Annotated in this window: 25 protein-coding genes; 18 read left to right on the forward strand and 7 right to left on the reverse strand. The window is 68.7% G+C overall.

All coding sequences use genetic code 11. From position 1 onward, the window contains the following. Nucleotides 1–15: 15 nt before the first annotated feature. From ACTJJX_RS16545 to ACTJJX_RS16555, 3 genes are read right to left on the reverse strand one after another with little or no spacing between them, the layout of a single operon-like run. Nucleotides 16–825 (reverse strand): ABC transporter permease, encoded by an 810-nt coding sequence (locus ACTJJX_RS16545; protein WP_003106179.1) that lies wholly within the window; start codon nt 823–825, stop codon nt 16–18. Beyond that, complete coding sequence (locus ACTJJX_RS16550) at nt 822–1742, reverse strand: ABC transporter permease (RefSeq protein WP_003106180.1); 921 nt, start codon at nt 1740–1742, stop codon at nt 822–824. Before ACTJJX_RS16550 ends, ACTJJX_RS16545 begins: the two co-directional genes overlap by 4 nt. A 25-nt stretch (nt 1743–1767) precedes the next feature. Beyond that, entirely contained in the window at nt 1768–2880 is a 1113-nt protein-coding gene (locus ACTJJX_RS16555) for an ABC transporter ATP-binding protein (RefSeq protein ID WP_003106181.1), read from the reverse strand. Between the two features lie 230 nt (nt 2881–3110). Here ACTJJX_RS16555 and ACTJJX_RS16560 point away from each other — a divergent pair, with 230 nt between their 5' ends. From ACTJJX_RS16560 to madM, 10 genes are all read left to right on the forward strand, one after another. Next, on the forward strand, nt 3111–4004 hold the full coding sequence (locus ACTJJX_RS16560) for a LysR substrate-binding domain-containing protein (protein WP_003106182.1): 894 nt from the start codon (nt 3111–3113) through the stop codon (nt 4002–4004). Nucleotides 4005–4124: 120 nt separating this feature from the next. Beyond that, nucleotides 4125–5789 (forward strand): malonate decarboxylase subunit alpha, encoded by a 1665-nt coding sequence (gene mdcA / locus ACTJJX_RS16565; protein ID WP_016852328.1) that lies wholly within the window; start codon nt 4125–4127, stop codon nt 5787–5789. Then, complete coding sequence (locus tag ACTJJX_RS16570) at nt 5789–6670, forward strand: triphosphoribosyl-dephospho-CoA synthase (RefSeq protein ID WP_003145068.1); 882 nt, start codon at nt 5789–5791, stop codon at nt 6668–6670. The genes mdcA and ACTJJX_RS16570 overlap by 1 nt, the downstream gene beginning before the upstream one ends. Nucleotide 6671: 1 nt before the next feature. Next, a complete protein-coding gene (locus ACTJJX_RS16575; RefSeq protein ID WP_003084001.1) occupies nt 6672–6971 on the forward strand; it encodes a malonate decarboxylase subunit delta in 300 nt (99 codons plus the stop codon). Further along, nucleotides 6964–7827: a biotin-independent malonate decarboxylase subunit beta gene (locus ACTJJX_RS16580; RefSeq protein ID WP_003084003.1), complete on the forward strand. Its 864-nt coding sequence runs from the start codon at nt 6964–6966 to the stop codon at nt 7825–7827. Before ACTJJX_RS16575 ends, ACTJJX_RS16580 begins: the two co-directional genes overlap by 8 nt. Then, nucleotides 7824–8630 carry a biotin-independent malonate decarboxylase subunit gamma gene (gene mdcE / locus ACTJJX_RS16585; RefSeq protein WP_003133103.1) on the forward strand — a complete coding sequence of 269 codons (807 nt, stop codon included), beginning with the start codon at nt 7824–7826 and terminating at the stop codon, nt 8628–8630. Before ACTJJX_RS16580 ends, mdcE begins: the two co-directional genes overlap by 4 nt. A gap of 15 nt (nt 8631–8645) precedes the next feature. After that, a complete protein-coding gene (locus ACTJJX_RS16590; RefSeq protein ID WP_003118606.1) occupies nt 8646–9338 on the forward strand; it encodes a malonate decarboxylase holo-ACP synthase in 693 nt (230 codons plus the stop codon). Continuing rightward, nucleotides 9335–10267: a malonate decarboxylase subunit epsilon gene (mdcH, locus tag ACTJJX_RS16595; RefSeq protein WP_003161013.1), complete on the forward strand. Its 933-nt coding sequence runs from the start codon at nt 9335–9337 to the stop codon at nt 10265–10267. The genes ACTJJX_RS16590 and mdcH overlap by 4 nt, the downstream gene beginning before the upstream one ends. Nucleotides 10268–10323: 56 nt before the next feature. Beyond that, nucleotides 10324–10728, forward strand: a complete 405-nt coding sequence (gene madL, locus ACTJJX_RS16600; protein WP_003161012.1) for a malonate transporter subunit MadL — start codon at nt 10324–10326, stop codon at nt 10726–10728. Between the two features lie 5 nt (nt 10729–10733). Continuing rightward, nucleotides 10734–11498: a malonate transporter subunit MadM gene (gene madM / locus ACTJJX_RS16605; RefSeq protein WP_003084016.1), complete on the forward strand. Its 765-nt coding sequence runs from the start codon at nt 10734–10736 to the stop codon at nt 11496–11498. Nucleotides 11499–11582: 84 nt separating this feature from the next. Here madM and ACTJJX_RS16610 read toward each other — a convergent pair whose 3' ends face one another. After that, nucleotides 11583–12512: a LysR family transcriptional regulator gene (locus ACTJJX_RS16610; protein WP_003084019.1), complete on the reverse strand. Its 930-nt coding sequence runs from the start codon at nt 12510–12512 to the stop codon at nt 11583–11585. Between the two features lie 337 nt (nt 12513–12849). Beyond that, nucleotides 12850–13770 carry a LysR substrate-binding domain-containing protein gene (locus ACTJJX_RS16615; RefSeq protein WP_003084035.1) on the reverse strand — a complete coding sequence of 307 codons (921 nt, stop codon included), beginning with the start codon at nt 13768–13770 and terminating at the stop codon, nt 12850–12852. Between the two features lie 350 nt (nt 13771–14120). Here ACTJJX_RS16615 and ACTJJX_RS16620 point away from each other — a divergent pair, with 350 nt between their 5' ends. The 4 genes from ACTJJX_RS16620 (at nt 14121) to ACTJJX_RS16635 (ending at nt 19737) form a co-directional block, all read left to right on the forward strand. After that, nucleotides 14121–15611, forward strand: a complete 1491-nt coding sequence (locus ACTJJX_RS16620; RefSeq protein WP_003112672.1) for an aldehyde dehydrogenase — start codon at nt 14121–14123, stop codon at nt 15609–15611. A gap of 57 nt (nt 15612–15668) precedes the next feature. Further along, nucleotides 15669–17102 carry an APC family permease gene (locus ACTJJX_RS16625; protein WP_003084045.1) on the forward strand — a complete coding sequence of 478 codons (1434 nt, stop codon included), beginning with the start codon at nt 15669–15671 and terminating at the stop codon, nt 17100–17102. Nucleotides 17103–17132: 30 nt separating this feature from the next. Next, a complete protein-coding gene (locus ACTJJX_RS16630) occupies nt 17133–18515 on the forward strand; it encodes an aspartate aminotransferase family protein (RefSeq protein WP_016852329.1) in 1383 nt (460 codons plus the stop codon). A 163-nt stretch (nt 18516–18678) separates the two neighbouring features. Next, nucleotides 18679–19737, forward strand: coding sequence for an ABC transporter substrate-binding protein (locus tag ACTJJX_RS16635; protein ID WP_003101898.1), 1059 nt, complete (start codon nt 18679–18681; stop codon nt 19735–19737). Between the two features lie 77 nt (nt 19738–19814). On the opposite strand, the gene ACTJJX_RS16640 is transcribed toward ACTJJX_RS16635, so the two are convergent. Both ACTJJX_RS16640 and ACTJJX_RS16645 read right to left on the reverse strand, forming a co-directional pair. Beyond that, a complete protein-coding gene (locus tag ACTJJX_RS16640; protein ID WP_016852330.1) occupies nt 19815–20696 on the reverse strand; it encodes a dihydrodipicolinate synthase family protein in 882 nt (293 codons plus the stop codon). A 59-nt stretch (nt 20697–20755) separates the two neighbouring features. Then, entirely contained in the window at nt 20756–21538 is a 783-nt protein-coding gene (locus ACTJJX_RS16645) for an aldolase (RefSeq protein ID WP_016852331.1), read from the reverse strand. Between the two features lie 154 nt (nt 21539–21692). Here ACTJJX_RS16645 and ACTJJX_RS16650 point away from each other — a divergent pair, with 154 nt between their 5' ends. From ACTJJX_RS16650 to pcaF, 4 genes are all read left to right on the forward strand, one after another. Continuing rightward, complete coding sequence (locus ACTJJX_RS16650) at nt 21693–22232, forward strand: helix-turn-helix domain-containing protein (protein ID WP_003112674.1); 540 nt, start codon at nt 21693–21695, stop codon at nt 22230–22232. Between the two features lie 150 nt (nt 22233–22382). After that, a complete protein-coding gene (locus ACTJJX_RS16655) occupies nt 22383–23234 on the forward strand; it encodes a CoA transferase subunit A (protein WP_003084060.1) in 852 nt (283 codons plus the stop codon). Further along, the gene (locus ACTJJX_RS16660; protein WP_016852332.1) at nt 23231–24013 is read left to right on the forward strand and encodes a CoA-transferase subunit beta; all 783 of its coding nucleotides are present in this window, start codon (nt 23231–23233) and stop codon (nt 24011–24013) included. The genes ACTJJX_RS16655 and ACTJJX_RS16660 overlap by 4 nt, the downstream gene beginning before the upstream one ends. Then, nucleotides 24010–25215 (forward strand): 3-oxoadipyl-CoA thiolase, encoded by a 1206-nt coding sequence (gene pcaF, locus ACTJJX_RS16665; protein WP_003101891.1) that lies wholly within the window; start codon nt 24010–24012, stop codon nt 25213–25215. Before ACTJJX_RS16660 ends, pcaF begins: the two co-directional genes overlap by 4 nt. The last annotated feature ends 24 nt before the right edge of the window (nt 25216–25239 follow it).

Here is a 25239-nt window from a genome sequence, read left to right on the forward strand (position 1 = left end):
TCTCCGACGTAGGGCTCAGGCGCGTGGCTTGCCGAGCAGGTAGGAAAGGCTGACGAAGATCACGGAGACGCCGAGGATCAACGTCGACACGGCGTTGACGTCGGGCGTGACGCCCATCCGCAGCAGTCCGAAGATGAAGATCGGCAGGGTGGTGGTGCCGGCCTGCGAGACCATCATCGAGATCACGAAGTTGTCCAGCGAGACGATGAAGGCGAGCATCAGGCCGGAGAAGATGCCCGGCGCCAGCAGCGGCAGCGTCACCTTGCGCAGGGTCCGCCACGGACCGGCGTAGAGGTCGGCGGCGGCCTGCTCCAGGGAAAGGTCCATGTCATCCAGGCGGGCACGGATCGGCAGGTAGGCGAACGGGATGCAGAACACCGTGTGGGCGATGATCAGGTTGCCGTAGCCGAGAGACAGCCCGACGGTGGAAAACAGCGCCAGGGTGGCGACCCCGACCACGATTTCCGGCAGCACCAGGGGCAGCATGATCGCTCCCATCGACAGGCGCAGGCCCCTGAACTTCGCCCCACGCGAGGTGCCGAGGGCGGCCAGGGTGGCGATCGCGGTGGCCGCGGCGCTGGCGCACACGGCGATCAGCAGGCTGTTGCCGGCGGCCTGGCGCAGCGCCTGGTTGGCGAAGGCGGCGCGGTACCAGTCGAGGCTGAAGCCGGTCCAGACGGTGGCCGACTGGTTGGCGTTGAAGGAGTACACCACCAGCACCAGGATCGGCGCGTACAGGTACAGGTAGAACAACAAGCTGAAGGCACCGAAGCCGGGGAAGTCCTGGACGTTATGGCGGCTGCCTTTCCACAGGCGCGCGATCATCGGCCCATCCCCCGTGCGAGACGTTCGGCGCGCCAGGCGTAGACGGTCAGGATCAGCATCACCGCGGCCATCAGCACCAGCGACAGGGCGGCGCCGAACGGCCAGTTCCGGGCGTCGGCGAACTGCCGGAAAATCAGGTTGCCAAGCATCATGCGGGTGCCGCCGCCAAGCAGTTCTGGGGCGATCATCGCGCCCAGGCAGGGCACGAAGGTCAGGATGGCGCCGGCCAGGATGCCCGGCCGGGCGGTCGGCAGGACCACCTTGCGTAGCGTGCGCAGGCGGCCGGCGTAGAGGTCCTGGGCGGCTTCCAGCAGGCGCATGTCCATTTTCTCCAGGGTCGCGTAGATCGGCAGTACCACGAAGGGCGCGTAGGTGTAGACCAGGCCGAGCAGCACCGCGCCGTCGCTGTAGAGCAGCGGCAACGGGTGGTCGACCAGGCCGAGGCCGAGCAGGCCGTTGTTGATCACTCCGCTGCCGCGCAGCAGGAGAATCCAGGCGTAGGTGCGGATCAGCAGGTTGGCCCAGAACGGCACGGTGATCAGGAAGATCAGCAGGCCGCGCCGACGCGGCGGCTGCATGGCCAGCCAGACCGCCACCGGGAAGCCGAGCGACAGGGTGATGAGGGTGGTCAGCGCGGCGATGCCGAGCGAGCGCAGGGCGATTGTCAGGTAGGAGTCGGCGAAGGCCAGGCTGTCGTCCATCTGCCGTTCGAAGAGCAGGGATACGTACGCCTCGCCGCTGAAGGCCCGGTCGACCCCGCCATAGGGGTTGGCCTCCATCAGCGAATAGGCGGCGACGATGAGGATGGGCAACACCAGGAACAGGCCGATGGCGACCAGCGCCGGCGTGACGCCGAGGAAGCTGCGCAGGGCCTGGCGACGCTGCAAGGCTGCGCCGGGGGAAGGGATCGGATGCATGGCTGGGGTCCGTTGCCGAAGGGGATCAATCCAGCAGGACGCTGGCGCTGTCTTTGGCCACGGCCAGGCAGGCAGCTTCGCCGGTGGCGAAGCGCCGTGCCGTGCCGTTCGGTGTGCGCACCGTCAGCAGGCTGCCGTCGGCCAGGCGCACCCGGTATTGCAGGTCGGTGCCGAGGTAGACTTGGCTTTCCACCGTGCAGGGCAGGCCGCCGCCGGTGTTGGCCGCCAGCAGGTCCAGGCGTTCCGGGCGGATCGACAGGCAGACCCGGGCTCCGGCTGCCAGGCCGTCGCGCGCGGCGGCCTCGAACGCTTCACCGCCGGGACCGCGGTACAGCGCCAGCGGGCCGTCGCGCTGGAGCAGCTCGGCTTCGATGAAATTGGTCTCGCCAATGAAGTCGGCGACAAAGCGGTTGCCGGGGCGCTCGTAGATCTCTTCCGGCGGTCCGACCTGTTGCACCTGGCCCTCGGAGAGCACGGCGATGCGATCGGACATGGTCAGCGCCTCCTCCTGGTCGTGGGTGACGAAAATGAAGGTGATCCCGGTCTTCGCTTGGATCGCCTTGAGTTCCTCGCGCATCGCCTGGCGCAGCTTCAGGTCGAGGGCCGAGAGCGGTTCGTCGAGCAGCAGCACCCGCGGTTGCGGCGCCAGCGCACGGGCCAGTGCCACGCGTTGCTGCTGGCCTCCTGAAAGCTGCCCGGGACGGCGATCGGCGAAACGTTCCATCTGCACCAGGGCGAGCATCTCGCGGACCCGCTCGGCGATCTCCGCCTTGCCCAGGCTGCGTCCCAGTGGGCGCGATTCGAGGCCGAAGGCGAGGTTCTCGGCGATGCTCATGTGCGGGAACAGCGCATAGTGCTGGAACACGGTGTTCACCGGGCGCTCGAAGGGCGGTCGCGCGGCGATGTTCTCGCCGTAGAGGAGGATCTCGCCCTCCGTGGGAAACTCGAAGCCGGCGATCATCCGCAGCAGGGTGGTCTTGCCGCAGCCAGACGGGCCGAGGAGGGTGAAGAACTCATTGTCGCGGATATCCAGGTCGACGCGCTTCAGTGCCACCGGGCCGCTCTCGGGATCGCCGTACACCTTGCGTACCGCGCGGATGGACACTGCATGGGTACGCAGCGAATGCAGGGCACTCATGGACTTACCTCCGATTCCCCTTCGTGCGTGCCGCAATGCGGCGCGACGATGGTTGTTGTTCTTATGGCAGGGCTGGAAAGTAGGCTTCCGCGAGGTGGCGGAAGGGTAGCGCCGGCTTGTGGTCGCCGATGGCTGGAGCGGATGATGCGGAAAAGGGGCGGCTGTCGAAAGCTCAATTTTTTTATATAAGGTGTTAAAAAAATTAACATCTAGCGAGGTTCGCAAGGCCCATGTCGATCCCCCGTTTGCCCCCGTTGAACGCTGTGCGCGCCTTCGAGGCCGCCGCCCGCCTGGGTAGCTACGTGGCGGCGGCGAAAGCCCTGCACGTAACCCAGCCGGCGGTCGGCCGGCATGTCCGGCTGCTGGAAGACTGGCTCGGCGCGCGTCTGTTCGAACGTACTTCGCGTGGCGTGCTGTTGACCCCGGCCGGGCGGCAGTACTACGCCGCGGTGTCCACCGCGTTGCAGCAGATCGCCGAGGCCGGCGGCCAGCTCAGTGGCGCGCGCTGGCTGCGGATCATGGCGGTGCCGGCGTTCTCCCGGCGCTGGCTGACGTCGCGCCTGGAAACCCTCTGCGCACAGCGGCCGGGGCTGAAGATCGCCCTCGAACCCAATCCCACCTTCGACCACGTGGAGGAGCGCAGCGCCGACCTCGGTATCGTCTATGGCCTGCCGGGCCAGTACGCCAACCCGCGCGCGCTGCTGATCCGGCCCAAGGTGTTCCCGGTGTGTTCGCCGGCCTACCTGGCCGCCGCCGGGCCGCTGGAGTCGGCGGAGCAACTGGTCGCGCACAAGCTCATCCATGTCGACGACGGCGAGTGGTGGAACCTCTGGTTCTCCGCCATCGGGGTCGACGTCGAGGTCCGTCCGGCGGTGCTCTACCTGAGCAACGACCATGCCCTGGCGCGGGCCGAGGAGGGTCTCGGCATCGCCCTGGCCAACGAGGTGCTGGTCCGCCAGGAACTGCGCAGCGGCGCTCTGGTGCGGCCCCTGGCCGCCGAGGCGGCACTGGAGTGCTACCAGGTGCTGACCCCGCCCGGCACGCCCTCGGCGGACGTCGAGTGGTTCATCGGCTGGCTGGGCGAGGCCCTGCGCGAAGAGTTTCCGGACGCCGTGACGTCCTGAACGCAGCGCCAGCGCTGCATCGTTAACCCAAGCGTAACGATCATGGCGGCTGCTTGATTGAACAGGCCTGGCGGCCTGCCTAACGTGGCTCCTCACGACAGCGTGAAACCTGGAGCCGACATGACGACACCGATCTCTCCCCCGCCGCAGTGGTCGCGGCGCCGCCAGGAAAAGCAGCGGCGCCTCGAGCGCGTGCGCGGCCTGGCTGACGGCGCGGTGCTGCCGCGCGAAGGCCTGGTCGCCGCGCTGGAGGCGCTGATCGCGCCGGGCGATCGGGTGGTGCTGGAAGGCAACAACCAGAAGCAGGCGGATTTCCTCTCCCGTTCGCTGGCGCGGGTCGATCCCGGCAAGCTGCACGACCTGCACATGATCATGCCCAGCGTCGGCCGCCCGGAGCATCTCGACCTGTTCGAACTGGGCATCGCGCGCAAGCTCGACTTCTCCTTCTCCGGCCCGCAGAGCTTGCGCATCGGCCAGTTGCTCGAAGACGGCCTGCTGGAGATTGGCGCGATCCACACCTACATCGAGCTGTACGCGCGGCTGGTGGTCGACCTGATCCCCAACGTGGCGCTGGTCGCCGGTTTCGTCGCCGACCGCGAAGGCAACGTGTACACCGGGCCGAGCACGGAAGACACCCCGGCGCTGGTGGAGCCCACCGCGTTCAGCGACGGCATCGTCATCGTCCAGGTCAACCGTATCGTCGACGACCCGCGCGACCTGCCGCGAGTGGATATCCCGGCGTCCTGGGTGGACTTCGTGGTCGAGGCCGACCAGCCGTTCTACATCGAGCCGCTGTTCACCCGCGACCCGCGCCACATCAAGCCGGTCCACGTGCTGATGGCGATGATGGCGATCCGCGGCATCTACCAGCGGCACAACGTGCAGTCGCTGAACCACGGCATCGGCTTCAACACCGCGGCCATCGAGCTGATCCTGCCGACCTACGGCGAGTCCCTCGGCCTGAAGGGCAAGATCTGCCGACACTGGACCCTCAACCCGCACCCGACCCTTATCCCCGCCATCGAGAGCGGCTGGGTCGAGAGCGTGCACTGCTTCGGCACCGAGCTGGGCATGGAGGGCTACATCGCCCAGCGTCCCGACGTGTTCTTCACCGGTCGCGACGGCTCGCTGCGTTCCAATCGGATGTTCTGCCAACTGGCAGGACAATACGCCGTCGACCTGTTCATCGGCGCTACCCTCCAGGTCGACGGCGACGGCCATTCCTCCACCGTCACCCGCGGACGCCTGGCCGGTTTCGGCGGCGCCCCGAACATGGGCCACGACCCGCGCGGCCGGCGCCACTCGACGCCGGCCTGGCTGGACATGCGGGGCGAACCCGAGGCCTTGCTGGAGCGCGGCAGGAAGCTGGTGGTGCAGATGGTCGAGACCTTCCAGGACGGCGGCAAGCCGACCTTCGTCGAGCGCCTCGACGCGCTGGAGGTGGCGCGCGAGACCGGCATGCCGCTGGCGCCGGTGATGATCTATGGCGACGACGTCACCCATGTGCTCACCGAGGAAGGCATCGCCTACCTGTACAAGGCGCGCTCGCTGGAGGAGCGCCAGGCGATGATCGCGGCGGTGGCGGGGATCAGTCCGATCGGCCTGCGCCACGATCCGCGCGAGACCCTGCGGATGCGCCGCGAAGGGCTGATCGCGCTGCCCGAGGACCTCGGCATCCGCCGCACCGACGCCTCGCGCGAGCTGCTGGCGGCGAAGAGCATCGCCGAGCTGGTCGAGTGGTCCGGCGGGCTGTACCAGCCGCCGGCGCGTTTCAGGAGCTGGTGATGAACGCCATCGCGAACCTCGCGGCGACGCCGTGTGCCGACCTCGGCGAATGCCTGGCCGACCTGGCGGTGGACGCCCTCATCGACGAAGCCGAACTGTCGCCCAAGCCGGCCCTGGTGGACCGCCGCGGCAATGGCGCGCATGCCGACCTGCACCTGGGCCTGATGCAGGCCTCGGCGCTGAGCCTGTGGCCGTGTTTCAAGGAAATGGCCGACGCCGCCCAGCGGCATGGGCGCATCGATGCGCGCCTGCGCGGCGTCCTTGGCCAACTGGGGCGCGACGGCGAGGCGGCGATGCTGCGTACCACCGAAGGCGTGAACACCCATCGCGGAGCGATCTGGGCGCTCGGCCTGCTGGTCGCGGCCGCCGCTCTCGAACCGCGCCGCACGCAGGCCGGCGAAGTGGCCGCGCGCGCAGGACGCATCGCCCTGCTCGACGATCCGGCGGCCGCCATCGGCGACAGCCACGGCGAGCGCGTCCGTCGGCGCTACGGCGTCGGCGGCGCCCGCGAGGAGGCGCGTCTCGGCTTCCCCCGCGCAGTGCGCCACGGCCTGCCGCAGCTATGGCGCAGCCGCGAAGGCGGCGCTGGCGAGCAGAACGCCAGGCTCGATGCGCTGCTGGCGATCATGAGCATCCTCGACGATACCTGCGTGCTGCACCGCGCCGGCCGCGTCGGCCTCGCCGCGATGCAGGATGGCGCCCGCGCGGTGCTCGCCGCCGGCGGCAGCGCCAGTCTCGCCGGTCGTCGCCGCCTGTGCGAGCTGGACCGCCGCCTGCTGGCGCTGAACGCTTCGCCCGGCGGCGCCGCCGACCTGCTGGCCGCCTGTCTTTTCCTCGATCGCCTGCCCGCCGTGTCCGGTGGGTGGGCTGGGAGTCTCTGAGATGGAAACCCTGACCTTCGAATTTCCCGCCGGCGCTCCGGCGCGCGGTCGCGCCCTGGCCGGCTGTGTCGGCTCCGGCGACCTGGAGGTGCTGCTCGAGCCGGCCGCCGGAGGCGCGCTGAGCATCCAGGTGGTGACCTCGGTAAACGGCAGCGGCCCGCGCTGGCAACAACTCTTCGCGCGGGTCTTCGCGGCGTCCACGGCGCCGGCCGCGTCGATCCGCATCCACGATTTCGGCGCCACTCCCGGGGTGGTCCGCCTGCGCCTGGAGCAGGCACTGGAGGAGGCTGGCCATGACTGACGTCGCCCGCCTGCTGGCGCTGCGCAGCTTCACCGAACTGGGAGCGCGCCAACGCGCCCGGGCCCTGCTTGACGCGGGCAGCTTCCGCGAGTTGCTCGATCCCTTCGCCGGCGTGCAGTCACCCTGGCTGGAACGACAGGGCATCGTGCCCCAGGCCGACGATGGGGTAGTGGTCGCTCGTGGCCTGCTCGACGGCCAGCCGGCGGTGCTCGCCGCCATCGAAGGTGCCTTCCAGGGCGGCAGCCTTGGCGAAGTCAGCGGAGCGAAGATCGCCGGCGCGCTGGAGCTGGCCGCCGAGGACAACCGCAACGGCGTTCCGACCCGGGCCCTGCTGTTGCTGGAAACCGGTGGCGTGCGCCTGCAGGAAGCCAACCTCGGACTGGCGGCGATCGCCGAGATCCAGGCGGCCATCGTCGATCTGCAGCGCTACCAGCCGGTGGTGGCGGTGATCGCCGGGCCGGTCGGCTGCTTCGGCGGCATGTCCATCGCCGCCGGGCTGTGCAGCTACGTGCTGGTGACCCGCGAGGCGCGCCTCGGATTGAACGGTCCGCAGGTGATCGAACAGGAGGCCGGCATCGCTGAATACGACTCGCGCGACCGGCCGTTCATCTGGAGCCTCACCGGCGGCGAGCAGCGCTTCGCCAGCGGTCTCGCCGACGCCTACCTGGCCGACGACCTCGATGAGGTACGCACCTCGGTACTCGCGTATTTCGCCAAGGGCCTGCCGGCACGGCCGCGCTGCCGCCGCGCCGAGGATTACCTGCGGCGGCTGGGCGACCTCGATACCGCCGAGCAACCGGATGCCGCCGGCGTGCGCCGGCTGTACCAGGGGCTGGGCCAAGGAGATGCAACATGAGCCAACCGTTCACTTCCCGTGGCCTGGCCTGGTTCCAGGCGCTGGCCGGTAGCCTCGCGCCGCGTCCCGGCGATCCTGCTTCGTTGCGCGTCGCCGATGCCGAGCTGGACGGCTATCCGGTGCGTTTCCTGGCCGTCGTGCCCGATCCCGACAATCCGTTCCCGCGCGCTCGCCAGGGCGAGGTCGGGCTGCTCGAGGGCTGGGGCCTGGCCGCCGCCGTCGACGAGGCGCTGGAGGCCGACCGCGAGGCGCCGCGCAAGCGCGCGCTGCTGGCCATCGTCGACGTGCCGAGCCAGGCCTACGGCCGCCGCGAGGAGGCCCTGGGTATCCACCAGGCGCTGGCCGGGGCGGTGGATGCCTACGCCCGCGCCCGACTCGCCGGGCATCCGCTGATCGGCCTGCTGGTGGGCAAGGCGATGTCCGGTGCGTTCCTCGCCCACGGCTACCAGGCCAACCGCCTGATCGCCTTGCACGATCCGGGGGTGATGGTCCACGCCATGGGCAAGGCCGCCGCCGCGCGGATCACCCTGCGCAGCGTCGAGGAACTGGAGGCGTTGGCGGCGAAGGTGCCGCCGATGGCCTACGACATCGACAGCTACGCGTCGCTCGGCCTGCTCTGGAGGACCCTTCCGGTGGAGACCGTCGAGGTGCCGTCGACGGCGGACCTGGTGCGGGTCCGCACCTGCCTGGGCGAGGCCCTGGCCGATATCCTCGGCGGCCCGCGCGACCTCGGCGGCCGCCTCGGCGCGGCCAACCGCGAGGCGTCGGCGCGGGTGCGCCGGCTGCTGCGCGAGCAGTGGTGAATTCAGGAGCGAGCCGTGGTCATCGCGAACAGCTCACAGCGGGGCTCCAGCCGGCGACGGCTCGCTCCTGATCCGATGCGTCGCAGGGCAGGGCCGGAACCCCATGACTTGCTCCTGGGCATGGCGCCGGCGCATTTGCCGGAGAATGCTCCGGCCTGGGTCTGCGCGGCACTGAAGGCCGGCTGGCCGGTGGTGGTGCGCCGTGCGCCGGCAGATCCTGCGCGGGTGGCCATCGGCGTGCGCGGCCTGGCGCGGGAGCAGCGCTGGGCCGGCTGGATGCCGTTGGCGGCAATCACCCGGCGCTTGCGCCCGGAAGCGCTGGGCCAGCGCGAGCCGGCGATGCTGCGCGATCTGCCGGCCTGGCGTGCCTTGCGCGACCTGCGTGCGCCGCTGAACGCGCTGGGACTGGCCTGGGGCGTGACCGGCGGCGCCGGTTTCGAGCTGGCCAGCGGGGTCGCCGTGCTGCATCCGGACAGCGACCTCGACCTGCTGCTGCGCACCCCGCGCCCGTTCCCGCGCGATGACGCGCTGCGCCTGCTGCAGTGCTTCGAGCAGTGTCCCTGCCGGATCGACCTGCAACTGCAGACCCCGGCGGGCGGCGTGGCCCTGCGCGAATGGGCCGAGGGTCGGCCCCGGGTGCTGGCGAAAGGCAGCGAGGCGCCGCTGTTGCTGGAAGACCCCTGGCGGATCGCGGAGGTCGAGGCATGAGCGTGCTGTTCGCCTATCCCGGCCAGGGCGCCCAACGTCCCGGCATGCTCGCGGCCTTGCCCGACGAACCGCCGGTGCGCGCCTGCCTGGAGCAGGCGGCGGACTGTCTCGGCCAGGCGCCGGCCGAACTGGAGAGCGCCGAGGCCTTGCACGGCACCCGCGCGGTGCAGTTGTGCCTGCTGATCGCCGGGGTCGCCGCCAGCCGCCTGCTGGAGACGCGCGGGCATCGGCCGGGGCTGGTCGCCGGGCTGTCCATCGGCGCCTATCCGGCGGCGGTGGTAGCCGGCGCGCTGGACTTCGACGACGCGCTGCGTCTGGTGGCGCTGCGTGGCGAACTGATGCAGGCCGCCTGGCCCGAGGGCTACGGGATGAGCGCCATCCTCGGTCTCGAACAGGCGCAACTGGAAGCGCTGATCCTGGCGGTGCGGCGCGAGCACCCGCCGCTCTACCTGGCCAACGTCAACGCCGAGCGGCAACTGGTGGTGGCCGGCAGCGAAGCGGCTCTGGCCGCCCTCGCCGAACGCGCCCGTGCCGCCGGCGCCAGCGCGGCGAAGCGCCTGGCGGTGAGCGTACCGTCGCACTGTGCGCTGCTCGACGAACCGGCCGCGCGCCTGGCCGAAGCCTTCGCCGGCATCCGCCTGCATCGGCCGCGCGTGCCCTACCTGAGCAGCAGCCGGGCGCGCCTGGTCGCCGAACCGGCCGCGCTGGCCGACGATCTCGCCGGCAACATGGCGCGCCGCGTCGAGTGGCTGGCGACATTGCGCAGCGCCTACGAGCGCGGTGCCCGCCTGCATCTCGAGCTGCCGCCGGGACGGGTCCTCAGCGGTCTGGCGCGGCCTCTGTTCGGCTGCGCCACGCCGGCCTTCGAAGGCTCCCGGGCGGATACCCTGGACGCGCTGTTGCGCGAGGAGGAAAAGAGAACCCGATAAGCGTTCGTTCGAGGCATAAAAACAACAACATCGATCCGCAACCGAGGACAACAATAATGATTATCTACGGTGTCGCACTGCTGTCTCTGTGTACCCTCGCCGGGCTGTTCATCGGCGAGATCCTTGGCGTGATGCTCGGCGTGCCGGCCAACGTCGGTGGCGTCGGCATCGCCATGCTGCTGCTGATCTTCGTCGGCAGCTACCTGGGCAAGCGTGGCCTGCTCTCGGCGAAGACCGAGCAGGGCGTGGAGTTCTGGAGCGCGGTCTACATTCCCATCGTGGTCGCCATGGCCGCCCAGCAGAATGTCCTCGGCGCGCTGAGCGGCGGGCCGGCCGCTATCCTCGCCGGCATCGCCGCGGTCGCCGTGGCCTTCGCCCTGGTCCCGCTGCTCGACCGCTTCGGCCGGAAGAAAGCCGAAGGCGCCCCGCCATTGAAACCGCGCACCAGCGTGCAGGGGTGAGCGCCATGTTCGAGTCCCTGAACAAAGTCATCAATGGCTACGGCCTGATCAGCGGCTTCGCCATCATCGGCGTGACCATGGCGGTGTCCTACTGGTTGTCGGCGCGCCTCACCCGCGGGCGCCTGCACGGCTCGGCGATCGCGATCTTCCTCGGCCTGGTGCTGTCCTACGTCGGCGGCGTCGCCACCGGCGGGCAGAAAGGATTGGTGGACGTGCCCCTGATGTCCGGTATCGGCCTGCTGGGTGGCGCCATGCTGCGCGACTTCGCCATCGTCGCCACGGCCTTCGGGGTGAATGTCGAGGAACTGCGTCGGGCAGGGGTTTCCGGGGTGGTGTCGCTGTTCCTCGGGGTCGGATCGTCGTTCGTCGCCGGGGTCGCGGTGGCCATGGCGTTCGGCTATACCGATGCGGTCAGCCTGACCACCATCGGCGCCGGCGCGGTCACCTACATCGTCGGACCGGTGACCGGCGCCGCCCTGGGGGCCAGCTCCGAGGTGATGGCGCTGAGCATCGCCGCCGGGCTGGTGAAGGCGATCCTGGTGATGGTCCTGACGCCTTTCGTCGCGCCCTACATCGGCCTGAACAATCCACGTACGGCGGTGATCTTCGGTGGTCTCATGGGCACCTCCAGCGGCGTCGCCGGCGGCCTCGCCGCCACCGACCCGAAGCTGGTGCCCTACGGTTGCCTGACCGCGGCGTTCTATACCGCCATCGGTTGCCTGCTGGGGCCGTCGCTGCTGTATTTCAGCGTGCGTGGCCTGGTTGGGTGAGCGGGCTCGTCCGGGCACCCTCTCCCTGAAGGGCGAGGGTTGGGGAGAGGTCAGCGGGCCAGCGGTAATGTGGACTTCCGTCCGCTATCCCGCCGCCTCCTGCTCCAGGCGCAGGCTGTACATCCGGCACTCTGCGAGCAACGCCAGCAGGTTCGGGTCGCGCTCCTTGGCCTTGAGGAACACCACGCCGATGTGCTGCTGCAGGCGATAGCGCGGTTGCAGCGGGATCAGCCGCACGCGGTTCTCGTAGACCGCCTCGATGCGTTTGGGCAGCAGCGCATGGCCGACCCCCGAGCTGACCATGCTGAGGAGGGTGAAGATGTCGTTCACCTGCATCGCGATCTGCGGTTCGAAGCCGGCCTGCTGGAACACCCGGGTGCCGTCCTGATGGGTGGCGAAGCCCTGGGTGAGCGTGACGAAGGGCGTGTCGCGCAGGGTGCTGAGATCGATCTCGGCGAGCCTGGCGTAGGGCGAGTCCACCGGCACGGCGAGGAAGATGTCATCGGAGAACAGCGGCAGGTGCTCGCAGTCGGGATCGCTGACGCTGTCGTTGAGCGACACCAGGATGGCATCCAGCTCCATGTTCTTCAGCTGGTAGAACAGATCGACGTTGGAGCCGAGGATCAGGTCGATGTTCAGCGCGCTGCGTCGCAGCTTGAGGCCCATGATCAGTTGCGGCACGGTCTTCACCGTCAGCGAATAGAGCGCGCCGAGCTTGAAACGCTCGGCGGAGAAGCCGGCCGCCTCGCGGGTCAGGCGCACCGTGTCGAGCACCTCCTGGACCAGCTTCTGCGCGCGCTCCTCGAGCACGTAGGCACTTTCCAGCGGGGTCAGGTTGCGTCCCTCGTGCTTGAACAGCGGGCAGCGCAGGGCGCTTTCCAGCGAGTGGATGGCGCGGTGCACGCTGACGTTGCTGGTGCCCAGTTCCGCCGCCGCGCGCGCCAGGTTGCCGGTGCGCATGAAGGCGAGGAAGGTTTCCAGCTTCTTGAGGGTGATTTCTTCGTCGATCAGCATCCGCGTTCCCCTGGCCGGTGGCGTCGGGGGATTGTGCCTGAGGCGGCGCGGGAGGGGTAAAAAGGGCCGTCATGTCCTAGCGCGTGGCGGAGCATGACGGCCTGGAGACGCCTTGGGGAAGGCGGAGTTGCACTGACCGGATGGAATCCCGCTTCGGCAGCCTGAGCCGCCGATAGGCTAACGGAACTCAGCGGATGGTGCCCTTGCTGCCGGTGACCTGCCGGACCGGGGTGGTCCGGAGCGCCGGCCACCCTAGCAACGGAGGCTTTTTGCCACAGTCATCGGATTCGTCTTTGTCAGGAAGAAAATTCCTCTTGGAATGTCGGAAAGCTGAGGATCAGTGCCGGCGCTCGGCGAGCTTGCCCAGTTGCTCCCGGCAGTAGTCGACGAACAATCGTGCCGGCTTGGTCAGTTGCGCGCGCTTCAGCCAGGCGGCGGCGAGCCCGGAGGTGGACACCGGCTCGGCGAGGTCGACCATGACCACCTTCTTGCCGTCGTAGGTGCATTCCGAATGCGGGCGGGTGACCAGCAGGGAGAAGCCGAAGCCCTGGCCGACCATGCCGCGCACCATCTCGATGGACGGCGAGCTGAAGGCGATGTTCGGCGTCAGGCCGAGTTCCTCGAACAGGCTGACGAAATAGGTGCGGCTGGGCTGCACGTCGAGCAGGATCATCGGTTCCAGGCACAGGTCGCGCAGCGACACTTGCGCCTGCCCGGCGAAGCGGTGCCCTTCGGGGAGCAGCGCGTGGGGTCGTTGCGGCGGCATCAGCGGCTCGGTCTCGATGGTCGAGTCGAGGTCGTGCTCGTAGAGGAAGGCCAGGTCGAAGCGCCCGGAGGTGAGGCCTTGCACCAGTTCCTGCTGCTCGCCGTCGCGTATGCGGATCTCCACCCCCGGATAGGCCTGGCGAAAGCCGGCGATCAGGCCCGGCAGGTAGAGCGGGGCGACCGTCTCGAAGCAGCCGATGTCGATCTGCCCGGCGATCACGTCGTTGTCGGCCAGGGCGTTCTGCTCGAACTCGTGGGCCATCCGCAGCAGTTCCTGGGCCTTGCGGTAGAAGCGCGCGCCGGCGGGGGTCAGCGACACGCCCTGGGCGTGATGGCGGATGAACAGCTGCACGCCGAAGCTTTCCTCCAGACCCTTCACCGCCGTGGAGATCGACGGCTGGGCGATGTACAGCTTGCGCGAGGCCTCGGCCACGCTGCCGCATTCCACGGTGGTCACGAAATACTTGAGTTGCCGCAAGGTATAGGACGCCACTGCAAGACCTCATCGGCGCATCATCCTCCCCGGGCCGGGCGTGCGCGCCTCGATTGTTGTGTCCGCCGCGCTGCAAGCAAGTTGCAGGCCGCTGCCGAGCGTCGCGGCGCTGGCCGCGACGACGATTGCCCGCCTGCACGATAACCCAGCACGACGCACTTTGCCGGGGCACGCCTGGCCAGCTTTTTCTTATGTCCCGAGGACATTTTTAATAATTTTCCTTCGCCGCGGCTTGCGCGACCATCCTTCCCCATCGACCCCATGGACAGCGGTCCGCCTCCCGGCGGTCCGGGCCATGCGTGCAGAACCACGACCGGCGCAGACCGGCGAGATAACAAGGAGAAGGTGGGGTGTTCGAACTCAGCGATTGGCAACGGCGCGCCGCGACACAGCGCTTCATCGACCAGGCCCTGATCGGCGGCCGCCAGCGTCCAGCCGCCAGCGGCGCTACCTTCGACGCCATCGATCCGGCGAGCAATCGCCTGCTGGCGCGGGTCGCGGCCTGCGATGCGGCCGACGTCGACGCGGCAGTGGCCGCCGCCCGCCGCGCCTTCGACGAAGGCCCCTGGGCGCGTCTCGCCCCGGTCGAGCGCAAGCGCGTGCTGCTGCGCCTGGCCGAGCTGATGCTGGCCCATCGCGAAGAGCTGGCGCTGCTCGACTCGCTGAACATGGGCAAGCCGGTGATGGACGCCTGGAACATCGATGTACCCGGCGCCGCCCACGTCTTCGCCTGGTATGCGGAAAGCCTCGACAAGCTCTACGACCAGGTCGCGCCGACCGCCCAGCAGACCCTGGCCACCATTACCCGCGTGCCGCTGGGGGTGATCGGCGCGGTGGTGCCGTGGAACTTCCCGCTCGACATGGCCGCCTGGAAGCTCGCCCCGGCCCTGGCCGCCGGCAACTCGGTGGTGCTCAAGCCGGCCGAGCAGTCGCCGTTCTCCGCCCTGCGCCTGGCCGAGCTGGCCCTGGAGGCGGGGGTGCCGGAAGGCGTGCTGAACGTGGTGCCGGGCCTCGGCGAGCAGGCCGGCAAGGCCCTCGGCTTGCACCCGGAGGTGGACGCACTGGTGTTCACCGGCTCCACCGAGGTCGGCAAGTACTTCATGCAGTATTCCGCGCAATCCAACCTCAAGCAGGTCTGGCTGGAGTGCGGCGGCAAGAGTCCGAACCTGGTGTTCGCCGATTGCCGCGATCTTGACCTGGCGGCGGAAAAGGCCGCCTTCGGCATTTTCTTCAACCAGGGCGAGGTCTGTTCGGCGAACTCGCGCTTGCTGGTGGAGCGTTCGATCCACGACGAGTTCGTCGAGCGCCTGCTGGCCAAGGCCCGCGACTGGCAGCCGGGCGATCCGCTGGACCCGGCCAGCCGCGCCGGCGCCATCGTCGACCGCCGGCAGACCGCCGGGATTCTCGCCGCCATCGAGCGGGCGCAAGGCGAGGGCGCGACCCTGCTCGGCGGTGGCCGGCAGTTGACGATCAACGGTTCGGACAACTTCATCGAACCGACCCTGTTCGGCGACGTACGCCCGGACATGCAGCTGGCCCGCGAGGAAATCTTCGGTCCGGTGCTGGCGATCAGCGCCTTCGACTCCGAGGACGAGGCCATACGCCTGGCCAACGACAGCCGCTACGGCCTCGCAGCCTCGCTGTGGAGCGACGACCTGCACCGTGCACACCGGGTGGCGCGGCGCTTGAATGCCGGAACGGTGTCGGTGAATACCGTGGACGCGCTGGACGTCGCGGTGCCTTTCGGCGGCGGCAAGCAGTCCGGCTTCGGTCGCGACCTGTCGCTGCATTCCTTCGACAAGTACACCCAGTTGAAGACGACCTGGTTCCAGTTGCGCTGAAGACGCGACGGACGCGACACGACTCGATGCCGATAACGACAACAAGAGGACGATCGAATGAACGACACGCCGAACGTGCGTGAGCCGGCCCTGCGCCGCGTGCTCGGGCTGGGACCGCTGCTGGCGGTGGCCATCGGCCTGGTGGTTTCCCAGGGCGTGATGGTACTGATGCTGCAAGGCGCCGGGACGGCCGGCCTGGGCTTCATCGTGCCGCTGGGAGTGGCCTACCTGCTGGCGCTGAGCTACGCCTTTTCCTTTTCCGAGCTGGCCCTGATGATTCCCCGCGCCGGTAGCCTGAGCAGCTACACCGAGGTGGCCATCGGGCATTTCCCGGCGATCCTGGCGACCTTTTCCGGCTACGTGGTGGTGGCGATGTTCGCCCTCTCGGCGGAACTGCTGCTGCTCGACCTGATCATCGGCAAGGTCTACCCCGGCGCGCTGCCGCCGATGCTGGTGGCCTACGGCGTGCTCGGCCTGTTCACCCTGCTCAACCTGCTCGGCATCGACATCTTCGCGCGCCTGCAGAGCGCGCTGGCGCTGCTGATGATGATCGTCCTGCTGGTGCTCGGCCTGGGTGCGGTGAGCAGCGACCACGCTTCCGCGCAGACCGCCCTGGCGAGCGGCTGGAACCCGCTGGGGGTAAGCGCCCTGGCGCTCACCGCGATGGCCGTGTGGGGCTTCGTCGGCGCCGAGTTCGTCTGCCCGCTGGTGGAGGAGACGCGGCGTCCGGAGCGCAACATCCCGCGTTCGATGATCCTCGGCCTGAGCATCATCTTCCTGACCATCGCCCTCTACTGCTTCGGTGCGCTGCTGTGCATCCCGCAGGCGGAACTGGCCGGCGACCCGCTGCCACACTTCCTCTTCGCCAACCGCGTGTTCGGCGAGTACGGCCAGCTGTTCCTGGTGATCGCCGCGATCACCGCCACCTGCAGCACCCTCAACTCGTCGCTGGCGGCGATCCCGCGGATGCTCTACGGGATGGCGCAGAACGGCCAGGCCTTCCCGCAATTCAAGCAGCTCAGCCGGCGGGCGCGCACGCCCTGGGTGGCGGTGCTGTTCGTCGCCGCGATCACCGGCCTGCCGATCCTGATCCTCGGCCAGGACCCGGACTCGATCAACCTGCTGCTGCTCGCCGCCGCGCTGGCCTGGCTGCTGGCCTACATCATCGCCCACGTCGACGTGCTGGCCCTGCGCCGTCGCTATCCGCACATCGCCCGTCCGTTCCGCACGCCGTTCTACCCGCTGCCGCAACTGTTCGGCATCGCCGGGATGATCTACGCGGTGGTCCACGTCTCGCCGACCCCGGAAATGACCGGACGGATCTTCGCCAGCGCCGGCGTGGTGCTCGGCGTGGTCTCGCTGGTGGCGGTGGTGTGGATCAAGGGCGTGATGCGCAAGCCCCTCTTCGTACCCGAACCGCTCGAGACGGCCGGTGAGACTGCCCAGGGCAAGTCCGTCGCCCTCGATCCCCTGCAATCCCCTTCGGCCTGACGCGCCAAGGGAACAAGGAGAACACAGACGATGACCGCTCAGCTCAACCCGCAGCGCGACACCCGCGACTACCAGCAACTGGACGCCGCGCACCACATCCACGCCTTCCTCGACCAGAAGGCGCTGAACCGCGAAGGCCCGCGGGTGATGGTCCGCGGCGATGGCCTGCAGCTCTGGGACAACGACGGCAAGCGCTACCTGGACGGCATGTCCGGCCTCTGGTGCACCAACCTCGGCTACGGCCGCCAGGACCTCGCCGCCGCCGCCAGCCGCCAGCTGGAACAACTGCCGTACTACAACATGTTCTTCCACACCACCCACCCGGCGGTGGTGGAGCTTTCCGAGATGCTCTTCAGCCTGCTGCCGGACCACTACAGCCACGCGATCTACACCAACTCCGGCTCCGAGGCCAACGAGGTGCTGATCCGTACCGTGCGGCGCTACTGGCAGATCCTCGGCAAGCCGCAGAAGAAGATCATGATCGGCCGCTGGAACGGCTACCACGGCTCGACCCTGGGCAGCACCGCGCTCGGCGGGATGAAGTTCATGCACGAGATGGGCGGCATGCTGCCGGACTTCGCCCACATCGACGAACCCTACTGGTACGCCAACGGCGGCGAGCTGAGCCCGGCCGAGTTCGGTCGCCGCGCGGCGCTGCAACTGGAGGAGAATATCCTCGAACTGGGCGCGGAGAACGTCGCCGCCTTCGTCGCCGAGCCCTTCCAGGGCGCCGGCGGCATGATCTTCCCGCCGCAAAGCTATTGGCCGGAGATCCAGCGCATCTGCCGGCAGTACGACGTGCTGCTGTGCGCCGACGAAGTGATCGGCGGCTTCGGCCGCACCGGCGAATGGTTCGCCCACGAACACTTCGGCTTCCAGCCGGACACCCTGTCCATCGCCAAGGGCCTGACGTCCGGCTACATCCCCATGGGCGGCCTGGTACTCGGCAAGCGCATCGCCGAGGTGCTGGTGGAGCAGGGCGGGGTGTTCGCCCACGGCCTGACCTATTCCGGCCACCCGGTGGCGGCGGCGGTGGCCATCGCCAACCTCAAGGCGCTGCGCGACGAGGGCGTGGTCACGCGGGTCAGGGAGGAGACCGGACCCTACCTGCAACGCTGCCTGCGCGAGGTCTTCGGCGACCATCCGCTGGTCGGCGAGGTCCAGGGCGCCGGCTTCGTCGCCGCGCTGCAGTTCGCCGAGGACAAGGCGACCCGCAAGCGCTTCGCCAACGAGAACGATCTGGCCTGGCGCTGCCGCACCATCGGCTTCGAGGAGGGCGTGATCATCCGCTCCACCCTCGGCCGCATGATCATGGCCCCGGCGCTGGTGGCCGGGCGTGCCGAGATCGACGAACTGATCGACAAGACCCGTATCGCGGTGGATCGCACCGCGCGCGAGATCGGCGTGCTCTGACGCGCCCCGGCGGCCCGGCCTCGGCCGGGTCGCCTGCGACACGGAGCGTCCCCCCATAACGACGATGCGGCGCCTGGCGACCGCGCGCGGAACCGTTTCGGCCTCTGGCCGGCAACTGCCTCAGCAACATCACAACAATGCCAATCGGCTGTGGGAGTGTTCCATGTTCAAGTCCTTGCACCAGTACGCACACGTGTTTTCCCGGTTGTCCCTGTTCGGCCTGGCGTTCGCCGCGGCGGCCCAGGCGCAGAGCCAGAGCCTGACGGTGATCTCCTTCGGCGGCGCGACCAAGGCCGCCCAGGAACAGGCCTATTTCAAGCCATTCGAGCGAAGCGGCGGCGGGCAGGTGGTCGCCGGCGAATACAACGGCGAAATGGCCAAGGTGAAGGCCATGGTCGACGTCGGCAAGGTCAGCTGGGACGTGGTCGAGGTGGAGAGCCCCGAACTGCTCCGCGGCTGCGACGAGGGGCTGTTCGAACGCCTCGACCCGGCGCGTTTCGGCGACCCCGCGCAGTTCGTCCCCGGCACTTTCAGCGAGTGCGGGGTGGCCACCTACGTCTGGTCGATGGTGATGGCCTACGACTCGACGAAGCTGGCCAGGGCGCCGCAGTCCTGGGCGGATTTCTGGAACGTCCGCGAGTTCCCCGGCAAGCGTGGCCTGCGCAAGGGCGCCAAGTACACCCTGGAAGTGGCGTTGCTGGCCGACGGGGTGAAGGCGGAGGACCTCTACAAGGTACTTGCCACCCCGGAGGGGGTCAGCCGCGCCTTCGCCAAGCTCGACCAGCTCAAGCCGAACATCCAGTGGTGGGAGGCCGGCGCCCAGCCGCCGCAATGGCTGGCGGCCGGCGACGTGGTGATGAGCGCGGCCTACAACGGGCGCATCGCCGCTGCGCAGAAGGAGGGGGTGAAACTGGCCATCGTCTGGCCCGGCAGTCTCTACGATCCGGAGTACTGGGCGGTGGTGAAGGGCACGCCGAACAAGGCGCTGGCGGAGAAATTCATCGCCTTCGCCAGCCAGCCGCAGACGCAGAAGGTGTTCTCCGAGCAGATCCCCTACGGGCCGGTACACAAGGGCACCCTGGCGTTGCTGCCGAAGACGGTGCAGGAGGCGCTGCCGACCGCGCCGGCCAACCTCGAAGGCGCGCGGGCGGTGGATGCCGAGTTCTGGGTGGACCACGGCGAGGAGCTGGAACAGCGTTTCAATGCCTGGGCGGCGCGCTGAGCGCGCTGCGCGTCGGCAAAAAAAACGACGGGCCCCAAGTCGTCCGGGCCCGTCGGGTCAAAGCGCTGACGGGGTGATCAGCGCAGCTCTTCCAACAACCCCTGCAGATACCGACAGCCCTCGGTATCCAGCGCCTGCACCGGAAGGCGCGGCGCCCCCACCTCCAGGCCGGAGAGGCCCAGGCCGGCCTTGATGGTGGTCGGCAGGCCCCGGCGGAGGATGAAGTCGAGCAGCGGCAACTGCCGGTAGAACAGCGCGCGGGCCTCCTCCAGGTCGCCGTCGAGCACCGCCTGGTAGAGCTGGCCGTTGAGCGTCGGGATCAGGTTCGGCGCGGCGCTGCACCAGCCTTTCGCGCCGGCCACGAAGGCATCCAGCGCCAGCGGGTTGCAGCCGTTGTAGAAGGGCACCCGGCCTTCGCCGAGCAGGCGCAGCTTGTGCATGCGCTGGATGTCGCCGGTGCTCTCCTTGACCATGGTCACGTTGTCCACTTCGCGGACGATGCGCAGGATCAGTTCCACCGACATGTCGATGCCGCTGGTGCCCGGGTTGTTGTAGAGCATCACCGGCACGCCGATGGCTTCGCCCACCGCGCGGTAGTGCTGGAACACTTCCGCCTCGTTGAGCTTCCAGTAGGAGATCGGCAGGACCATCACCGCCTCGGCGCCGAGGGATTCGGCGAACTGCGCGCGGCGCACGGTCTTGGCGGTGGTCAGGTCGGAGACGCTGACGATGGTCGGCACGCGATGGGCGACGGTCTTCAGGGTGAAGTCGACCACCTCGTCCCATTCCGGGTCGCTCAGGTAGGCGCCTTCGCCGGTGCTGCCGAGCGGGGCGATGGCGTGCACGCCGCCGTCGATCAGGCGCTCGATGGAGCGGCCGAGGGCCGGCAGGTCGAGACCTCCGTCGGCGGCGAAGGGGGTGATGGTGTAGCCGATGATGCCGTGGATGGATGCGGACATTGGATGTACCCGTGACATTGAGTGGGAAATGCCAGGACGGACCTGGTGGGAAAGGTCGTTCAGCTCAGGCAGTCGCTGTTGCGCGGCAGGCAGCGCCGGGCGTAGTAGTTGAATGCGGCGCCGTGGCGCTTCGGGTTGGAGATCCAGTCGTGGGCCTCGCGCGCCAGGGCCGGCGGGATCGGCTTGATCTCCCCGGCGGCCATCGCCAGCAACTGCATCTTCGCCGCGCGCTCGAGCAGCACCGCGATCACGCAGGCCTCCTCGATGCTCGCACCGGTGGCCAGCAGGCCGTGATGGGAGAGCAGGATGGCGCGCTTGTCGCCGAGGGCGGCGGAGATGATCTCGCCTTCCTCGTTGCCTACCGGCACGCCCGGCCAGTCCTTGAGGAAGGCGCAGTCTTCGTATAGCGGGCAAAGGTCCATGTGCGAGACCTGCAGCGGTACTTCCAGGGTCGACAGCGCGGCGATGTGCAGCGGGTGGGTGTGGATGATGCAGTTGACGTCCGGGCGGGCGCGATAGACCCAGCTGTGGAAGCGATTGGCCGGATTCGCCATGCCGTGCCCGTGGAGGACGTTGAGGTCTTCGTCGACCAGCAGCAGGTTGCCGGCGCTGATCTCGTCGAAGCCCAGGCCCAGTTGCTGGGTGTAGTAGGTCCCCGCCTCCGGGCCGCGCGAGGTGATCTGCCCGGCGAGCCCGGAGTCGTGGCCGGCCTCGAAGAGAATCCGGCAGGTCAGGGCCAGCTTTTGCCGGTCAGTCCACGTATTATCGCCGAGGCTGCTTTTCATCTGCTTCAGCGCGTGCTGGATCAGTTGATCCTTGGGTAATTCCAGTGTCGTAGCCATGCGAGGTTCCTTTGACGGAGCGAGTCGGGGGAAACGCCAGGCAGTTGCGCGCCACGCAACGACCCGGCTGTAAATGACACGGATCAAGTTATATGACACAAAGTGTCATTAGCAAGAGAAAAGTTTCATCGCCATCGGGAGAAGGCTGTCCTCAATGTCCATGCGCTTGAAATTGCTGAGAAAAAAACTCGGGGTCACGCTGGAGACCCTGGCCGAGAAGACCGGCCTGACCAAGAGCTACCTGTCCAAGGTCGAGCGCGGGCTGAACACGCCGTCCATTGCCGCCGCGCTGAAGCTGGCGAAGGCGTTGAACGTGCAGGTGGAGGAGCTGTTCTCCGAGGAAAGCGACGGTGTCGACGGCTACAGCATCGTTCGTCGCGACCAGCGCAAGTCGCTGTCCAGCGGCGACGACGGCCCGGCCTACGCCTCCCTCGCGCAGCAGATCGGCGCCCGCGCGCTGTTGCCGTTCATCGTCCACCCCCCGCGCGATTTCAGTCACTCGACGTTCAAGGAGCACCTCGGCGAAGAGTTCATCTTCGTCCATGAGGGCCAGGTCGAGGTCGACTTCATGAACCAGCGGATCATCCTCGAGCGCGGCGACGCCCTGCATTTCAACGCACAGAAGCCGCACCGCATCCGCTCCCTGGGGGAGACCCAGGCGGAATTGCTGGTGGTGATCCACAGCGACGAATGAGGCGGCGGCTTCGGTCGATCGGATGCTTGCTAACGTTCTGTTCGATTATCGAACTGTTAATCGATTATCGGATTGTGAGCCCTCGGACCCCGGCGTAAGGTTCTCGTCACGTGCCGTCCAGGCAGCGCACAACAAGACGAGACCCGACCGATGGCTGAAATCCTCTCCCTGCGCGAAGCGGTGCGACGCTTCGTCCACGATGGCGACAGCGTCGCCCTCGAAGGCTTCACTCACCTGATCCCGACGGCCGCCGGCCACGAGCTGATCCGCCAGGGCAGGAAAGACCTGACGCTGATCCGCATGACTCCCGACCTGGTCTACGACCTGCTGATCGGTGCAGGCTGCGCGAAGAAGCTGGTGTTCTCCTGGGGCGGCAACCCCGGTGTCGGTTCGCTGCACCGCCTGCGCGACGCGGTGGAGAAGGGCTGGCCGCAACCGCTGGAGATCGAGGAACACAGCCACGCCGACCTCGCCAACGCCTATGTCGCCGGCGCCTCCGGGCTGCCCTTCGCGGTGCTGCGCGCCTACGCCGGCTCCGACCTGCCGAAGGTCAACCCGCTGATCCGCAGCGTCACCTGCCCGTTCACCGGCGAAGTGCTGGCGGCGGTGCCCTCGGTGCGTCCGGACGTCAGCGTGATCCACGCGCAGAAGGCCGACCGCAAGGGCAACGTGCTGCTCTGGGGCATCCTCGGCGTGCAGAAGGAAGCCGCCCTGGCGGCGAAGCGCTGCATCGTCACCGTCGAGGAGATCGTCGACGAACTGGACGCCCCGATGAACGCCTGCGTCCTGCCGAGCTGGGCGCTCAGCGCCGTGTGCCTGGTGCCCGGCGGCGCGCATCCGTCCTATGCCCACGGCTACTACGAGCGCGACAACCGCTTCTACCAGGACTGGGACCCGATCGCCCGCGACCGCGAAAGCTTCACCGCGTGGATCGACGAATACATCCGGGGGACCGAGGATTTCGGCGCCTTCCAGGCCAAGCTCGCGGAGGGCAAGCGATGAGCAGCTACAGCACCAACGAGATGATGACCGTGGCCGCCGCCCGCCGCCTGCACAACGGCGCGGTGTGCTTCGTCGGCATCGGCCTGCCGTCGAAGGCCGCCAACCTGGCGCGCCTGACTTCCTCGCCGGACGTCGTGCTGATCTACGAGTCCGGGCCGATCGGCGCCAAGCCCAGCGTCCTGCCGCTGTCCATCGGCGACGGCGAGTTGGCCGAGACCGCCGATACCGTGGTCCCCACCGGCGAGATCTTCCGCTACTGGCTGCAGGGCGGACGGATCGACGTCGGCTTCCTCGGCGCGGCCCAGGTCGACCGCTTCGGCAACATCAACACCACCGTGATCGGCGACTACCGCCAGCCCAAGGTGCGCCTGCCGGGAGCCGGCGGCGCGCCGGAAATCGCCGGCAGCGCCAAAGAAGTGCTGATCATCCTCAAGCAGTCGCACCGCACCTTCGTCGACAAGCTGGCCTTCGTCACCTCGGTCGGCCATGGCGAGGGCGGCGACTCGCGCCAGCGCCTGGGCCTGCCGGGCAAGGGGCCGGTGGCGATCATCACCGACCTGTGCATCATGGAGCCGGAAGCCGGCAGCAACGAGTTCGTGGTCACTTCGCTGCATCCGGGCGTGACCCGCGAGCAGGTGGTCGAGGCCACCGGCTGGGCGATCCGCTTCGCCGAGCGGGTCGACGAGACGCCCGCGCCGAGCGAGGTCGAACTCGCCGCGCTGCGCGACCTCGAGGCGCGCACCGCGGCCGCCCATGGACAGAAGGGGAGCGACGAATGAGCCGCGAGGTATTCATCTGCGATGCCGTGCGCACGCCGATCGGCCGTTTCGGCGGCAGTCTTTCCGCGGTGCGCGCCGACGACCTCGCGGCGGTGCCGCTGAAGGCCCTGGTCGAGCGCAACCCGGGGGTCGACTGGTCGGCGTTGGACGAGGTGTTCCTCGGCTGCGCCAACCAGGCCGGCGAGGACAACCGTAACGTGGCGCGCATGGCGCTGCTGCTGGCCGGTTTGCCGGAGAGCGTGCCCGGCGTCACCCTCAACCGCCTCTGCGCCTCGGGGATGGACGCCATCGGCACGGCGTTCCGCGCCATCGCCTGCGGCGAGATGGAGCTGGCCATCGCCGGCGGCGTCGAGTCGATGTCGCGCGCGCCGTACGTGATGGGCAAGGCCGATAGCGCCTTCGGGCGCGGCCAGAAGATCGAGGACACCACCATCGGCTGGCGCTTCGTCAATCCGCTGATGAAGGAGCAGTACGGCATCGACCCGATGCCGCAGACCGCCGACAACGTCGCCGACGACTATCGCGTGTCGCGTGCTGACCAGGATGCCTTCGCCCTGCGCAGCCAGCAGCGCGCCGGCAGGGCGCAGGAGGCCGGTTTCTTCGCCGAGGAAATCGTCCCGGTGACGATTCGCGGGCGCAAGGGCGACACCCTGGTCGAGCACGACGAGCATCCGCGTCCCGACACCACCCTGGAGGCGCTGGCCCGGCTCAAGCCGGTCAACGGGCCGGAGAAGACCGTCACCGCCGGCAACGCGTCCGGGGTCAACGACGGCGCCGCCGCGCTGGTCCTGGCCTCCGCCGAGGCAGTGGAGAAGCACGGCCTGACTCCGCGCGCGCGGGTGCTGGGCATGGCCAGCGCCGGCGTCGCCCCACGGATCATGGGCATCGGCCCGGTGCCGGCGGTGCGCAAGCTGCTGCGGCGCCTGGACCTGGCGATCGACGCCTTCGACGTGATCGAACTCAACGAAGCCTTCGCCAGCCAGGGCCTGGCCTGCCTGCGCGAACTGGGCGTGGCCGACGACAGTGAGAAGGTCAACCCGAACGGCGGTGCCATCGCCCTCGGCCACCCGCTGGGGATGAGCGGTGCGCGGCTGGTCCTCACCGCGCTCCATCAACTTGAGAAGAGCGGCGGCCGGCGCGGCCTGGCGACCATGTGCGTAGGCGTCGGCCAAGGCCTGGCGCTGGCCATCGAGCGGGTCTGACTGGCACAACCGGGTCGCCCGCCC

The sequence above is a fragment of the Pseudomonas sp. 22490 genome (genome assembly GCF_052044465.1).
Classification (GTDB): domain Bacteria; phylum Pseudomonadota; class Gammaproteobacteria; order Pseudomonadales; family Pseudomonadaceae; genus Pseudomonas; species Pseudomonas aeruginosa.

Bases quoted from the DNA above. Each gene is read 5' to 3' on its own strand.
- ACTJJX_RS16545 (WP_003106179.1), bottom strand. From the start codon at position 825: ATGATCGCGCGCCTGTGGAAAGGCAGCCGCCATAACGTCCAGGACTTC.
- ACTJJX_RS16550 (WP_003106180.1), bottom strand. From the start codon at position 1,742: ATGCATCCGATCCCTTCCCCCGGCGCAGCCTTGCAGCGTCGCCAGGCC.
- ACTJJX_RS16555 (WP_003106181.1), bottom strand. From the start codon at position 2,880: ATGAGTGCCCTGCATTCGCTGCGTACCCATGCAGTGTCCATCCGCGCG.
- ACTJJX_RS16560 (WP_003106182.1), top strand. From the start codon at position 3,111: ATGTCGATCCCCCGTTTGCCCCCGTTGAACGCTGTGCGCGCCTTCGAG.
- mdcA (WP_016852328.1), top strand. From the start codon at position 4,125: ATGACGACACCGATCTCTCCCCCGCCGCAGTGGTCGCGGCGCCGCCAG.
- ACTJJX_RS16570 (WP_003145068.1), top strand. From the start codon at position 5,789: ATGAACGCCATCGCGAACCTCGCGGCGACGCCGTGTGCCGACCTCGGC.
- ACTJJX_RS16575 (WP_003084001.1), top strand. From the start codon at position 6,672: ATGGAAACCCTGACCTTCGAATTTCCCGCCGGCGCTCCGGCGCGCGGT.
- ACTJJX_RS16580 (WP_003084003.1), top strand. From the start codon at position 6,964: ATGACTGACGTCGCCCGCCTGCTGGCGCTGCGCAGCTTCACCGAACTG.
- mdcE (WP_003133103.1), top strand. From the start codon at position 7,824: ATGAGCCAACCGTTCACTTCCCGTGGCCTGGCCTGGTTCCAGGCGCTG.
- mdcH (WP_003161013.1), top strand. From the start codon at position 9,335: ATGAGCGTGCTGTTCGCCTATCCCGGCCAGGGCGCCCAACGTCCCGGC.
- madL (WP_003161012.1), top strand. From the start codon at position 10,324: ATGATTATCTACGGTGTCGCACTGCTGTCTCTGTGTACCCTCGCCGGG.
- madM (WP_003084016.1), top strand. From the start codon at position 10,734: ATGTTCGAGTCCCTGAACAAAGTCATCAATGGCTACGGCCTGATCAGC.
- ACTJJX_RS16610 (WP_003084019.1), bottom strand. From the start codon at position 12,512: ATGCTGATCGACGAAGAAATCACCCTCAAGAAGCTGGAAACCTTCCTC.
- ACTJJX_RS16625 (WP_003084045.1), top strand. From the start codon at position 15,669: ATGAACGACACGCCGAACGTGCGTGAGCCGGCCCTGCGCCGCGTGCTC.
- ACTJJX_RS16630 (WP_016852329.1), top strand. From the start codon at position 17,133: ATGACCGCTCAGCTCAACCCGCAGCGCGACACCCGCGACTACCAGCAA.
- ACTJJX_RS16635 (WP_003101898.1), top strand. From the start codon at position 18,679: ATGTTCAAGTCCTTGCACCAGTACGCACACGTGTTTTCCCGGTTGTCC.
- ACTJJX_RS16640 (WP_016852330.1), bottom strand. From the start codon at position 20,696: ATGTCCGCATCCATCCACGGCATCATCGGCTACACCATCACCCCCTTC.
- ACTJJX_RS16645 (WP_016852331.1), bottom strand. From the start codon at position 21,538: ATGGCTACGACACTGGAATTACCCAAGGATCAACTGATCCAGCACGCG.
- ACTJJX_RS16650 (WP_003112674.1), top strand. From the start codon at position 21,693: ATGTCCATGCGCTTGAAATTGCTGAGAAAAAAACTCGGGGTCACGCTG.
- ACTJJX_RS16655 (WP_003084060.1), top strand. From the start codon at position 22,383: ATGGCTGAAATCCTCTCCCTGCGCGAAGCGGTGCGACGCTTCGTCCAC.
- ACTJJX_RS16660 (WP_016852332.1), top strand. From the start codon at position 23,231: ATGAGCAGCTACAGCACCAACGAGATGATGACCGTGGCCGCCGCCCGC.
- pcaF (WP_003101891.1), top strand. From the start codon at position 24,010: ATGAGCCGCGAGGTATTCATCTGCGATGCCGTGCGCACGCCGATCGGC.